Source organism: Pedobacter changchengzhani (assembly GCF_004354365.1).
Classification (GTDB): domain Bacteria; phylum Bacteroidota; class Bacteroidia; order Sphingobacteriales; family Sphingobacteriaceae; genus Pedobacter; species Pedobacter changchengzhani.
On the sequence record NZ_SJCY01000012.1, the window covers coordinates 1 to 14,784 of the forward strand.

11 protein-coding genes are annotated in these 14,784 nt (G+C 36.5%); all 11 read right to left on the minus strand.

Annotation, left to right across the window (positions count from 1 at the left end; all coding sequences use genetic code 11):
- Window positions 1–745 precede the first annotated feature (745 nt).
- The gene (locus EZJ43_RS14600; protein ID WP_133263457.1) at window positions 746–922 is read right to left on the minus strand and encodes a histone H1; all 177 of its coding nucleotides are present in this window, start codon (window positions 920–922) and stop codon (window positions 746–748) included.
- A 181-nt stretch (window positions 923–1,103) separates the two neighbouring features.
- On the minus strand, window positions 1,104–2,345 hold the full coding sequence (locus tag EZJ43_RS14605; RefSeq protein ID WP_133263459.1) for an aminotransferase class I/II-fold pyridoxal phosphate-dependent enzyme: 1,242 nt from the start codon (window positions 2,343–2,345) through the stop codon (window positions 1,104–1,106).
- A gap of 198 nt (window positions 2,346–2,543) precedes the next feature.
- Complete coding sequence (gene ftsZ, locus EZJ43_RS14610) at window positions 2,544–4,163, minus strand: cell division protein FtsZ (protein WP_133263460.1); 1,620 nt, start codon at window positions 4,161–4,163, stop codon at window positions 2,544–2,546.
- A gap of 129 nt (window positions 4,164–4,292) precedes the next feature.
- Entirely contained in the window at window positions 4,293–5,651 is a 1,359-nt protein-coding gene (gene ftsA / locus EZJ43_RS14615; RefSeq protein WP_133263461.1) for a cell division protein FtsA, read from the minus strand.
- A gap of 52 nt (window positions 5,652–5,703) precedes the next feature.
- Window positions 5,704–6,711, minus strand: coding sequence for a cell division protein FtsQ/DivIB (locus EZJ43_RS14620; protein ID WP_207924636.1), 1,008 nt, complete (start codon window positions 6,709–6,711; stop codon window positions 5,704–5,706).
- Window positions 6,704–8,056 (minus strand): UDP-N-acetylmuramate--L-alanine ligase, encoded by a 1,353-nt coding sequence (gene murC / locus EZJ43_RS14625; RefSeq protein WP_133263462.1) that lies wholly within the window; start codon window positions 8,054–8,056, stop codon window positions 6,704–6,706. The genes EZJ43_RS14620 and murC overlap by 8 nt, the downstream gene beginning before the upstream one ends.
- Window positions 8,057–8,136: 80 nt before the next feature.
- Window positions 8,137–9,240 carry an undecaprenyldiphospho-muramoylpentapeptide beta-N-acetylglucosaminyltransferase gene (murG, locus tag EZJ43_RS14630; RefSeq protein WP_133263463.1) on the minus strand — a complete coding sequence of 368 codons (1,104 nt, stop codon included), beginning with the start codon at window positions 9,238–9,240 and terminating at the stop codon, window positions 8,137–8,139.
- Between the two features lie 129 nt (window positions 9,241–9,369).
- Entirely contained in the window at window positions 9,370–10,557 is a 1,188-nt protein-coding gene (locus EZJ43_RS14635) for an FtsW/RodA/SpoVE family cell cycle protein (protein ID WP_133263464.1), read from the minus strand.
- 13 nt (window positions 10,558–10,570) lie between these two features.
- Window positions 10,571–11,959 carry a UDP-N-acetylmuramoyl-L-alanine--D-glutamate ligase gene (murD, locus tag EZJ43_RS14640; RefSeq protein WP_133263465.1) on the minus strand — a complete coding sequence of 463 codons (1,389 nt, stop codon included), beginning with the start codon at window positions 11,957–11,959 and terminating at the stop codon, window positions 10,571–10,573.
- Window positions 11,960–12,033: 74 nt separating this feature from the next.
- Window positions 12,034–13,281 (minus strand): phospho-N-acetylmuramoyl-pentapeptide-transferase, encoded by a 1,248-nt coding sequence (mraY, locus tag EZJ43_RS14645; protein ID WP_133263466.1) that lies wholly within the window; start codon window positions 13,279–13,281, stop codon window positions 12,034–12,036.
- Window positions 13,281–14,738, minus strand: a complete 1,458-nt coding sequence (locus EZJ43_RS14650; RefSeq protein WP_133263467.1) for a UDP-N-acetylmuramoyl-L-alanyl-D-glutamate--2,6-diaminopimelate ligase — start codon at window positions 14,736–14,738, stop codon at window positions 13,281–13,283. Before EZJ43_RS14650 ends, mraY begins: the two co-directional genes overlap by 1 nt.
- Window positions 14,739–14,784: the final 46 nt, after the last annotated feature.

Sequence of the window (14,784 nt, forward strand, 5' to 3'; positions counted from 1 at the left end):
AAAATGAGGGATAAACCCTCGTTTAACACTAATATTTTCGATGAAAAACTAAAAACAACGACGAAAAATCGAAGAGAAAATCAAAAAAAATGAAAAACAAATAATGTCTCACTTTTGCAACGGTCTTAATTTAGCGCATCACCTAAAATCATGCGTAACAAGTTTCTTAGCTCTCTCCTTTTAAAGAAGTCAAGTTTTCAAAACTTGACTTCTTTTGAAAAAAACCTGACAACAACATTCAAGAAGCTAAACAATTTGTTTAGCCCACAATTTGGCGCGTAGCCTACAATCAAACATAGCAGAGGTTTTTAGCTCTTCGCTATTAAAGAAGTCAAGTTTTTAAAACTTGACTTCTTTTGGAAAAAACCTGACAACAACATTCAAGAAGCTCAACAATTTGTTTAGCGCACAATTTAGCGCGTAGCCTAAAATCAAACATAGCAGAGGTTTTTAGCTCTTCGCTATTAAAGAAGTCAAGTTTTAAAAACTTGACTTCTTTTTAAAAAACCCGACAACAACATTCAAGAAGCTAAACAATTTGTTTAGCCCACAATTTAGCCCGTAGCCTAAACTTATACATAGCAGAGTTTTTTAGCTCTTCGCTATTAAAGAAGTCAAGTTTTTAAAACTTGACTTCTTTTGGAAAAAAGGAAGCGTCATTTTCCCTTTACAAAAACATTGCTCAACAAAAAAAGGCTCTCGAATACAAGTCCGAGAGCCCTTTCTATTCATATATCTTAATCAATTAATCCTTATTCTTAGCTTCTTGAACCTCTAAACGGATTGCCTGAGCAAGGTTTTTTAAATCTTGCATTCCTTTACGCACGCGGGTACCTGCTGCATTGTTACCGCCGTTGTAAAATTTACCAGCGTCAGCTTCTAAACCTTCTAATAGTGCTTTTACTTCTTCGAATTTTTTCATATTATATTAATTAATTTACTGCGCTAATTTATAACCTTTAATCATGTTAAAAAGATTACTTCACATAAAAGTTAAATTTTTGGAAAATTTTCTTTCGACATTTGTTAAGGGATTACGGAAAACAAATTGCTAATCACAAAGCAAAAAATCCTCTAATTTGCGTTAAATGATTTTGAATTGATTATGCTATTTCGAACTTATTTTCTTTGTAATAACCAGATTCCAATTTTTTAGCAACTTCGCTAAAAGCATCTAATGTACGCTGTACATCATCAAGCGTATGTACTGCTGTTGGTATTAACCTTAATTCGATTAATCCCTTAGGAATTACTGGATACATCACAATCGAACAGAATATACCGTAGTGTGCCCTTAAATCGTAAGTAATTGCGGTGGCATCAGATAAATCTCCTTTTAAGAAAACTGGTGTAACAACACTATTTGTAATGCCTAAATCGAAACCACGTTCCCGTAATCCTTTTTGCAACGCCATTGCAATTTCCCAAAGCTTATCTTTTAGCTCAGGTTGACTTTTCAACAATTCCAAGCGTTTTAATAAACCAATTACCATTGGCATTGGCAATGATTTGGCAAATGTTTGAGAACGCATATTGTATCTAAAGAAATTGGTAATTTCTACAGTAGAAGCTACAAAAGCACCAATACCTGCCATTGATTTTGCGAATGTTCCAAAATAAACGTCAATACCATCAATACAATCTTGCTCCTCGTGCGTACCAGCACCCGTTTTACCCATTGTACCAAAACCATGCGCATCATCAACTAAAATACGAAAGTTAAAATCCTTTTTAAGATCTACAATTTCTTTAAGTTTACCCTGAGCGCCACTCATACCAAAAACGCCTTCAGTAATTAGAAGTATTCCACCGCCAGATTCGTTGGTTAATTTAGTAGCACGTTCTAATTGTTTTCTTGCACCTGCAATATCATTGTGTTGATAAACAAAACGTTTGCCCATGTGCAAGCGCAGGCCATCAATAATACAAGCATGAGATTCGCCATCATAAACAATTACATCATTTCTATCTACCAAAGCATCAATAATCGAAACCATTCCTTGATAACCGTAATTTAGCAAAAAGGCATCTTCTTTGCCTACAAAAGCGGCCAACTCTTGCTCCAACTGCTCATGATATTTTGTGTTTCCACTCATCATGCGGGCACCCATCGGGTAAGCCATACCAAACTCAGCAGCACCTTGTTCATCTGCCTTTCTAACTTCTGGGTGATTTGCCAAGCCTAAATAATTATTTAAGCTCCAAACCAAATGTTCTTTTCCTTTAAACTGCATGTGTGGGGCAATCTCTCCTTCCAATTTAGGAAAAGAAAAATAACCGTGAGACCATTTGTGGTGTTGGCCAAGTGGCCCCATGTGCTTTGCTATCTTATCAAATATATCCAATGTATTCGTGTTTTATTTCTTTTAAATTATTGCAAATTTACTTTTTATTCCGTTTAAAATCAACAGGGTTATGCGTTAAAGATTGTCAAATTTTTACATCATTAGTTTGCACCTTGCGTTACCACAAAACAGCCCAAATGTAAATAAAAAAAGCCTCAACATTTAAGTTAAGGCTTTCCAATTTTATATGATTTCTAATTAATCTACATTATCGTGTAAAAACGAATTATTTGGTCTAATTTCTGTTCCGCCATCCTGATCGTTACTTAACGTAAACCGACTTACCTGCGATTCTGAAGAGTGCTGCACTTGTTGCAAATTTAATTGCTTCCGCTTATAGGCAGGTTCATTTTCCAATTCTTGCAAACCATTTGTAGTTCGCAATTTCATGCTCAAATCTTTTAAACGCAAAATACGTTCTTTAGATTTCCTCAATTGCTCTTCCATTGATTCATCGCTCTTATCGTCGTCCAAACCAACAATAGGCTCTTCTATTTCTGGTTCAGGTTCTGGAATGAAGGTGGCGGCAGGAGTTTGAAAAACAAATTCCGTTTCTGCTACTTTCACCTCAAAATCAAATGGCGTATCTAATTTCTCTTCAACTTTAGGCTCTTCTTCTACAAGTGTATGGCGTACAACGCTATCGGTTTCTTTCGCAACAGGTACTTGTTTACTAAATAAACCACCAAACAAATCAGATTGTGCAACCTCTTCTTTCGCTTTCAAAACTGGCTCGTAAGTCGATTCAGTTTTTGGAACGATAAATGAATTTACAGGCTCCAAAGGTTTTACCATCGGTGCTTCATCTGGAGTTAAAAGAGAAATTTTCTTCTTATTTTTTTCTTCGTTTACACGTTGTTCGCTCGTTTGGAAACCTGTAGCAATTATCGTTACCGAAAGTCGGTCTTCCAAAGTAGCATCCGTACAGTTACCCCATATTAAATCGGCAGATAAACCCGCTTTTTCTTGAATAAAATCAGTTATAATGGATACTTCATCCATCGTTACTTCGCGCAAACCAGAACTAATGTTTAAAAGGATATAACGTGCCCCCTCAATTTCATTATCTTTTAATAAAGGAGAAGCCAGTGCACCTTCTACAGCTTCTAAAGCTCGATTTTCACCTTCAGCAGAGAAGCTACCCATAATGGCTACGCCACTATCCTTCATTACAGTACTTACATCTTTAAAATCAACGTTTATGTAACCAGGAAGCGTAATAATCTCTGCTATACCTTTTGCTGCAGTTGTTAAAATATCGTCGGCCTGACCAAATGCCGAACCTAAAGTCAAATTCCCAAAAATTTCCCTTAGTCTATCATTTGATATTACTAAGTAAGAATCGACATATTTTTTAAGTTCTTCCATCCCTTCATCGGCTTGCGACCTACGGCGTTTACCCTCGAAGGAAAAAGGCGTAGTAATGATCGCTACGGTTAAGATGCCTAATTCTTTTGCTGCTTTTGCAATAATAGGACTAGCACCTGTACCCGTACCACCACCCATGCCGGCAGTTATAAAAAGCATTTTGGTTGTACTGCCCAACATGGCTTTAATATCGTCGATATTTTCTATCGCCGAATTTTTACCAACTTCGGGTTGTGCGCCCGCACCCATACCTTCAGTTAAACTTGCGCCTAACTGTACTTTGTTTGGGATGGGACTAAATTCCAACGCTTGGGCATCGGTATTACAGATAATAAAATCAACACCTGTAATTCCTTGACGGTACATGTGGTTTACTGCGTTGCCGCCACCGCCACCAACACCAATTACCTTGATGATTGACGACTTATCTTTTAACATTTCGAACTGCATAATATTATGAATCAGTTATTTAAAAATTTAACGTTCCTGTTCATTACTCAATGTAATATTAACACTTTTTCCACACACGTTTTCCACAAGTGTTAAAATGTGGAAAAGTCTTTAATTGTTGAAAAATAATTAGCTTTTTAAATAATCTTCGTCGCTCACATTCATATCATCTTGCATAAATGTGGTTGCTTTCTTTAAAAGCTTATCAAATAATCCTGAACCTGTTTTTGTTGGCGTTTTAATTACTTTTCCTTTATCAACTATGGTAGAGCCAGTTTTTATTTCTTCCATTAACTCTTCCGCTTTTTGGATTCCCTTAATCAATAAACCGACACTCGTAGCATACATTGGGCTTTTCAAATCATCGTAAATCGCCTTTGGCATATCTTCATACTTTGATAAATGTTCGTTTGGATAACCAATACGACAATCTAACCCAGTTACGTACTCAACCGCCTGACTTAAATGCTTTAGTAAAGCGCCACCACCAGTTATAACAATGCCGCCAATCAATTTTTTCTCATATCCAGAGGCTTTAATCTCGTAATAAACATGCTCGATAATTTCTTCCATACGTGCTTGGATTACGTACGCAAGGTTTTTAACCGATATTTCTTTAGGCTCTCTACCACGTAAGCCTGGCACACAAATAATTTCATTTTCTTTATTCTCTTCGGCCAGGGCAGAACCGAAACGAGTTTTTAACAATTCGGCTTGATTGCGCATTACCGAGCATCCTTCTCTAATATCTTCTGTTACGCTATTTCCACCAAAAGGGATTACTGCTGTATGGCGAATAATACCTTCGTGAAAAATGGCAATATCTGTAGTACCACCACCAATATCAACCAAAGCAATACCCGCTTCTTTTTCTTCTATACTCAACACAGATTCTGAAGAAGCCAAAGGCTCAAGGATTAAGTCTTGCGTTTGTAAGCCTGCATTATTAATACATTTCATAATGTTTTTAACAGCAGTTACCTGACCAGAGATAATGTGGAAGTTTGCCTCCAAACGTACGCCAGCCATCCCGATAGGATCTTTTATACCTGGTTCATTATCAATGGTAAATTCTTGTGGCAAAACATGGATAATTTCCTCACCGGGAGGCATAACCAGTTTAAACATATCGTCTATCAATTTATCGATATCTTTTTTACCAATCTCGTTATTTAATTCTCGGCGCGTTAAAATACCACGGTGTTGCAGGCTCTTAATATGTTGCCCAGCAATGCCCACGTTTACCACTTGTATTTCTACGTTGGATTGGCCACTAGCTATTTCTACAGCCTGAGCAATGCCTTGAACAGTTTTTTGGATATTGGTAACTACACCACGGGTTACACCAGCAGATTCGGCCTTGCCAATACCTAAAACTTCTATTTTGCCGTGCTGCGTTCTACGACCAACGATTACGCAGATTTTGGTGGTACCGATATCTAGACCGACTACAATTTGAGATTGACTGGTAGATTTTGCCTTGTCCATAATTGTTAATTTTGTTGAGTTATATTTTTATTTCCCGAAGGATATTTTTTAATTATTTATTTTTCTCGGTAACCGGCTTTTTCTGAATCACTTCAGTTTTAGGTTTAGTTACCTTTGGTTTTTCTTTAACCACGACTGCTTTCGGCTGCGCATCTTTATTTTTTTCGGCAGAAATGGCTTTACCAATTACGTCTTTAACTAAAGAATCGGCAACTTTTGTATGCACAGCCAAACTATCTGCAGCGGTTAAAATTTTCACTTTTTTCTTCACCGTAACAGAATCCACCTTATTTCTTTCGCAAACAATTTGGTTTACATATTTAATGTTAATGGTTTTATATGTTTTGGCGATTACTTGAGGCATTACTTTTTTATAAAAAACTCGAAGATTTCTCATTTTTACATCCAAAGAATCTACAGTGCCCAATAAAATCTTTTCGTCACCAACTCTAGGAATCAGCTCCATTTCGTTTTTGTTATCTACTGCAATCTGCACAATTTGGTTATCCCATAATGTATCTCTCGAAATGTATTGGGCAGTTTTGTATAAATCTTTAGCCATTTGCGTATGCAAGGTATCTATTACCTTACCAAACACTTCGGTAATATTACCCGTTGCAACCAATACATTTGCCGTAAAGTTTGGCGAAATCGGCATTTTCAAACCATCACTATCAATATAAAAATCCTGACCAGATGAATTAATAATTCTCAAAATTGGTTGTCGCTGTTTAATTTCGATTTTCATCACGCCATCCATATCCACGTAAACTTTTGCAAAACCGATATATGGGTTTGATTGTAGCTTTTTTTCAATTTGATGGATATTAATTTTCTCCAAGTTTCGGCCAATTAAAACGCCTTGATCCTGCTTCAAAATCGCATCAACCTCTTCACGCTCAATAAAATTATTTGCCCCCGGAATTATAATTTTCACGTTGGTACATTTAACCGTTTGCTTTTTAACGTTGATGAAACTTAAAAGCACAACCACGCCTGCAAGACTAGTTAGCCAAGCAAAACTCGTAAAAATTGCGCCCCAGTTTATTCGTTTAAGCATTTGTTAATGTATTTTTTATAGGTTCGATTAATGTATCTATATCGCCAGCACCAACCGTTAAAATAAGTTCGGGTTTGTTGCTTTTAATGTGTTCAATTACTTGGTGCTTTGTATAAACATTTTTATTTATTGATGTCATTTTACTTAACAAGTAAGGCGAATCTATACCTTCAATTGGTAACTCTCTCGCCGGGTAAATATCCAACAACATCAAGTCATCAACCGTTGATAATACTTTCGCAAATTCAGTTGCAAAATCTCTTGTTCTTGTAAATAAATGAGGTTGAAATACAACTGTTAATTTTTTAGTTGGATACAGTTGCTTTACCGCATCAAAACATGCACGTAATTCTTCAGGATGATGTGCATAATCATCTATATAAATTTGCTTATCGTTATTAACGATGTACTCAAATCTCCGTTTTACGCCCTTAAAATTTGCAACTGCTTGCTTCACTTTTTCTGCATCAATACCTAATTGCAAGGCGATGGCAATGGCAACTGTGGTATTCTCAACATTATGCTTACCGGGCAACATCAAGCTGATATTCTTAATATTAGAGGTTGCATCCTTATAATCAAATACAAACTTCGAACCTTCTACTCTTATATTCTCTGCTTTTGCATCGGCCGTAGTGCTTGCAGCATAGGTGGTTCCTTTTATTGGTAAACCTTCGTGATTATAAATTTTGCCTCCGCTTTTTAACTGACTGGCGAAGAGATGAAAAGAATCTTCTAAGTGGCTTTTATCTCCGTAAATATCCAAATGATCTGCATCCATAGATGTAATCACAGCAATATCTGGGTGGAGCGTTAAGAAAGAACGATCGTATTCATCGGCCTCCACTACAACCACGTTATTGTTACCGAAAAGAACATTACTGTTGTAGTTTGTGGTAATTCCACCTAAAAAAGCAGTGCAATCATAACCTGTATCTTTTAAAATATGTGCAACAATTGATGAAGTGGTAGTTTTGCCATGTGTACCCGCAACAGCGATACAGAACATACCTTTACTGATAATACCTAAAACTTCAGACCGCTTTTTAAGACTAAAACCATTATCAATAAAGTAATTTAAAATAACCGAACTTTTAGGAATTGCGGGTGTATAAACAACCAACGCATCGTCACTTTTGGTAGCAAATTTTGTTGGCAAGGTTTCCAAATCATCTGTATAAGAAATTGATATTCCTTCCCTTTCGAGGTTCTCTGTAAGCTTGGTTTTAGTTTTATCGTAACCAGAAACCGCACATCCCCTTTTAGCAAAATAACGAGCAAGCGCACTCATCCCGATACCACCGATACCCACGAAATACACATTGTTAATTTTACTTAGTTCCATTTTTTTAGGTTTGAGATGTGAGATGTGAGATGTTAGGCAAACTGCCCCAAACTCAAATCTCATATCTAGTTTCTCACATCTTATTTAATCAATTTTAACACTTCCTTAGCAATAATTTCATCGGCATTTGGCAAAGCCATTTCACCAATGTTTGCAGCTAATTTATCTATTGCATTCTTATCCTTTAAAAGCTTTAACGCTTCCGCAACCAATGTATCTTCGGCAGCGCGATCATTTATTAAAATAGCCGCATTGTTTTTTACCAAAGCCATTGCATTTTTTGTTTGATGATCTTCGGCAACGTTGGGCGAAGGAACCAAAATAACTGGTTTTTTAATTAAGCAAAGTTCGGCTATTGTACCTGCTCCCGCCCTACTTATAATTACATCGGCAGCAGCATAGGCCAACTCCATTTTATTTAAAAACTCTAAAATCCTAACATTCGGATGGTAGTTAACACCCAACCGTTCTATAATTCCGTTATAATAAAACTTGCCTGTTTGCCAAATCAATTGTACATCTTCGGCAATTATTTCTGACAAATGCTTTTCTATACTTTTATTTAAGGTTCCGGCACCCAAACTTCCTCCAGTTACTAAAATTGTTTTCTTTTGAGGATCTAACTTTAAAAGTTCAGCTCCAAAAAAATTCTTCCCTTTAACATCAACAACATCTTTTCTAACGGGATTACCAGTTTTCAAAATTTTATCAGCAGGAAAAAATTGATCCATATCATCAAAAGCAACACATATTTTCGATGCTTTTTTGCCTAACCATTTGTTCGTTATGCCTGCGTAGGAGTTTTGCTCCTGTATTAAATAAGGAATTCCTTTTAGCGATGCTGCGTACAAAAGTGGTCCTGATGCATAACCACCAACACCAACAACAGCATCTGGCTTAAAATCTTTTATAATCTGCATTGCTTTACGCACACTGCCAATTAACTTAAATGGCAAAGTCAGGTTTTTTAAAATTGACCCTCGTTGTATGCCGCTTATATTTAAACCAACAATTTTATAACCCGCTGCTGGCACCTTTTCCATTTCCATGCGACCAATAGCCCCAACAAATAAAATTTGACAGCCAGGCACAATGCGTTTTAATGCATTGGCTATGGCCACAGCTGGAAAAATATGCCCACCTGTGCCACCGCCTGATATGATAATTTTTGGGTTACTGTTCATTTTTGTTAATTATTGATTATTTTGCTTTCGTCATTGCGAGGTACGAAGCAATCTATTGTTACTACATCCTTTTGAAGTAGATTGCCTCGTCATACTTCCTCGCAATGACGATTTACCTGTTACTTTCATCTAAGCCATCGCTGGTATTTCGCCAACAATTATTTTATTTTTTATTTTATCGTTTGTTTCCTTTACCGCTACGTTTTCTTCTACATCGCGACTTACACTTAAAATTATCCCGAAGGCAACACTAGTAAAAATCATTGATGTACCGCCCATACTAACTAAAGGAAGCGGAACACCAGTTACCGGCCCTAAACCAACTGCTACCGCCATATTTGCAAAAGCTTGTATGGTTAAACTGAAACTCAAGCCTGCAGCCAATAAAGCACCGAAGGCCTTGGGCGCTCGGGTTACTATTTTTATACATCGATAAAGCAGTACGAGGTACAGAATCATAACGATTAAACCGCCAAATGTCCCCCATTCTTCGATGATGATGGCAAAAATAAAATCTGAATATGGATGTGGTAGAAAATTACGTTGAGTACTATTTCCAGGTCCTTTGCCAAAAAAACCACCTGTGGCTAAAGCAATTTTAGATTGATCGGCCTGAAAAGTTTTATCAGAATGTTGTTGTTCTGGATGTATAAAGGATTTTATCCGCGATGCGTAGGTTGCCCTTCTAGGACCCAAAAACACAACCAACGTAAGCAATATCGCACCACCAATACAAACTAAAGAAATTTGCTTAATGCTAATCCTACCAATAATTAAAAGTAAAATACTAACCCCGAACAACATTAACGCTGTTGATAAATTTGCCAAAGCGATTAAAACAAAAACCACACAAACCGAACCCATAATTGGTAAAAATGATTCTTTTACATTCTTGATATTTTCTTGCTTTTTGGTTAACATTCTAGCCAAAAACGTAATTAAAGCAAGCTTTGCCAAATCGGATGTTTGAAAAGTTAACCCAATTACCGGAATTTTTACCCAACGGGATGCATCGTTTAAATTTGTTCCAAAAATGAGTGTATAAATCAATAAGGGGATCGTAATAATCATTAACACCTTTGAAATTCCTGCGTAATATCGATAATCTAAAAGATGGGCAATATAAATCATGCCAATACCCATCAAAACAAAAATCACATGCTTGGTTAACAACAACTTTTCAACTGCTTCGCCTTTTTTATAGGCTAAAGTTCCGGTTGCACTGTAAACTGCCATTATTGATATAAGCGAAAGCAAGATGATGATCAACCAGATCCATCTATCGCCTTTTGTTTTATTGAGTAGTGCCTGTAACATATTACAATCGCTTTTATAACTCTCTTACCGCTGCTTTGAATTGATCACCGCGATCTTCATAGCTGTTAAATAAATCAAAACTTGCACATGCAGGAGAAAGCAATACTGTATTTCCTCGTTTTGCTAAATGAAAAGCAATTTGTGTGGCTTCTTCAGCAGAAAAAGTATTTACAATAATTTCTACATCATCCTCAAAAGCATCGTGTATTCGTTTGTTGTCCTTACCTAAGCAAACAATTGCTTTCACTTTGCTTTTTACCAAATCTTTAAGCATACTGTAATCATTCCCCTTATCAACGCCACCCATAATCAAGACTACATCGGTCGTCATGCTTTCTAAAGCATACCAAGTAGAGTTTACATTTGTTGCTTTACTATCATTAATAAAATCTATACCAGATATTTTAGCAACATGCTCCAATCTATGCTCAACGTTTTTGAAATCGCTCATACTCTCTCGAATAGTTGGATTTCTCAACTCTAAAACTTTAGCAACAATACCCGAAGCCATAGAATTATAAATGTTGTGTTTGCCCTGTAAGGCTAAATCGGTGATTGTCATGGTCAGTTCGTTGTTTGATTCAATAAGGATGTGAATGGTATCGTGTTCGAGATAAGCGCCTTGATCAATTTTCTTTTCGATTGAAAAAGGAAATGATTTAGCTAATGGTTTAATATTTTTTAATGCCTTTAAAGTCTCATCATCATCGGCGCAATAAATAAAAACATCGTCCGCATTCTGGTTTTGAATAATGCGCATTTTCGAGGCGGCGTATTTTTCTAATTTGTATTCGTAACGATCTAAATGATCGGGGGTAATGTTTAATAGAACCGCAATATCTGCCTTAAACTGAAACATCTCATCCAGCATAAAACTCGAAATTTCTAAAACATACCATTCAAAACTTTCGGTTGCTACTTGTGCAGCGAAGCTTTTGCCGATGTTGCCAGCCAAGCCAACATTTACACCTGCATTTTTTAAAATATGGTAGGTAAGTAAACTCGTGGTTGTTTTGCCGTTAGAACCCGTAATACAAATGGTTTTTGCATTGGTGTAACGCTTTGCAAACTCAATTTCGGATATTACCGAAATACCTTTTTCGACAATTTTTTTAATAATTGGAGCATTTGCAGGTATGCCCGGACTTTTAATTACTTCAGTCGCATTTAAAATTAAATCGTCAGTATGTTTTTCTGATTCGAATGGAATGGAAAGACTTTCTAACGCTTTCTTGTATTTATCAGTTATAACGCCAAAATCAGACACAAAAACATCGAATCCCTTTAATTGGGCCAACTTAGCCGCGCCAACACCACTTTCGCCAGCGCCCAAAATTACAACACGGCTTTTCCCTACCATTTCTGATTGAGTTGAGTTTGCTGTATTTTGATTTGTATTCATTTTTGTTGTTCGTTTATCGTTGTTGATTATTATTTCGACTTTATACTTTTTACTTTCAACTTTTTACTTTTTACTTATCTTAATTTCAAGGTTACAATGGTTAAAATGGCAAGCATAATTCCAATAATCCAGAAACGAGTTACAATTTTTGCTTCGTGGAAACCCTTCTTTTGATAATGGTGGTGCAATGGCGACATTAAAAATACCCGCCTACCTTCACCGTATTTTCGCTTGGAATATTTAAAGTAGGATACCTGCAGGATTACAGACACCAATTCGATTAAAAACACGCCACATAGTATCGGAATAAGCAATTCCTTACGGATCATAATTGCGAAGGCCGCGATGATGCCACCAATTGCCAAACTTCCGGTATCGCCCATAAAAACTTGCGCTGGATAAGAATTATACCACAAAAACCCTACGCATGCACCCACAAAAGCGCCAGCAAAAATCATGAGCTCCCCAGAATTGGGTATGTACATAATGTTTAGGTAATCGGCTATGACCGTATTACCAGATACATAAGCCAAAATACCTAGCGTGGTACCAATAATGGCCGATGTTCCTGTTGCCAGTCCATCAATTCCATCGGTTAAGTTTGCGCCATTTGATACCGCAGTTACGATGAACACCGTAAATGCCATAAAAACTAAGAATGCATACTTCTCATAATCTTCGCCTAAAAACTTGAGTACTTTAGCGTAATCGAATTCGTTATTTTTGTAAAAAGGCATGTTGGTTTTAGTCGATTTTACATCTTGAGTATAGTAAAACGTTTCTCCCTTTTGGCGCAATACCATTGGTGCCGTAGAAGTTGATTTAGCTGTTTCTTCTACAGTTTCTCTAACCACAATATTTGGATTAAACAACATCGTGTATCCAATTATTAAGCCTAACCCAACCTGACCAACCACTTTGAATTTCCCGGCTAAGCCTTCCTTGTTTTTTCTAAATACTTTTATGTAATCATCTAAAAAGCCAATTGCACCCATCCAAATGGTAGTTACAATCATTAAAATAACGTATATATTGGTAATGTTTGCAAATAGTATAGTTGGAATTAAAATACCCAGCAAAATCATAATACCGCCCATTGTTGGCGTACCCTGCTTTTGCATCTGCCCTTCTAAACCTAAATTCCTAACCGTTTCTCCAACTTGTTTTGAATGCAGGTAATCGATAATTCTTCGTCCGTAAACGGTTGTAATAACCAAAGAAAGAATAATGGATATAGAAGCCCGAAAGGTTATGTATTGAAACAACCTTAATCCAGGAATATCGTAATGCTTATGTAGGTATTCGAATAATAAATATAACATTAGCGTTGAAGATTAAATTGTTCAAATAATATTTCTTTATCATCAAAATGGGTTCTAATGCCATTAATTTCTTGATATTTTTCGTGCCCTTTTCCGGCAATTAAAATAATGTCGCCACTTTGCGCTAAATGGCAGGCTGTTTTTATCGCTTCCCGTCTATTCAAAATGGATAATGTTTTGCGTTGATTAGTAGGTGAAACGCCAACTTCCATTTCGGTTAAAATAGTTTGAGGATTTTCCGTACGCGGATTATCGGAAGTTAAAATCACTTTATCGCTCCAATCGCAAGCCACTTGTGCCATAATTGGGCGTTTGGTTTTATCTCTATCGCCACCACAACCGATAATGGTTATTACTTGCTCGGTTCCTTTTCTAATATTTTGAATGGTGCTCAATACATTTTGTACAGCATCAGGCGTGTGTGCATAATCTACAATACCGATAATATTATTTGGCGATATCACATAATCAAACCGACCTTCGGCACCCGTAAGCATACTTAATTCTGTTAAAACGCGCAATTTATCTTGCGCTAATAACATTGCTGTTCCGTAAACTGCCAACAAATTATAGGCATTAAATGAACCTACCAACTTAAAAAAAACATCTTCATTATCGATATCTAAGTGCAAGCCACTAAATTGATTTTCGATTATTTTAGCTTTGAAATCTGCCAATTGCTTAAGCGCATAGGTTTTTTTATAGGCCTTGGTGTTTTGTAACATCACCATTCCGGTTTTATCATCGATATTGGTTAATGCGAAAGCAGATTTTGGCAATCCATCGAAAAACGCTTTTTTGGCTTTCAAATATTCATCAAAAGTTTTGTGAAAGTCTAAATGATCATGACTAAGGTTTGAGAACACAGCTCCTGCAAAAGTCAGCCCTTCTATACGATGTTGTACAACGGCATGAGAACTTACTTCGATGAAACAATAATCGCAACCAGCAAGTACCATATCATGCAAGAGTGAGTTTAATGCGATTGGATTTGGCGTAGTATGCGTTGCAGAAACCACAACATCATTTATAAAGTTTTCTACAGTGGAGAGCAAGCCCGTTTTATAACCTAAAGCCTTAAATAATTTGAACAGAATAGTGGCAATCGTCGTTTTCCCGTTCGTACCAGTAATACCAACTAATTTTAACTTTGCTGATGGATTATCGAAGAAATTGCTGGCCATAACACCAAGTGCGACACCAGTATTTTGTACTTTAATATAGGTAACGTTTTCTACTTTATTTTCAGGAACGGTTTCGCAAATGATTACGGTTGCACCCTGATTTATAGTTTGCGTAATATATTCATGTCCATCTGCTTGTGTACCCACTACAGCAAAGAAAACATCATTTTTATCTACTTTACGAGAATCGAAATTCAGCGCATTGACATTCACATCGGTTTTACCAACCAATTCTAATATCGTTACACCGTAAAGTAAATCTTGTAATTTCATATTTTATTTTAGTATCAAGTATTGAGTATCAAGTATCAAGTATCAA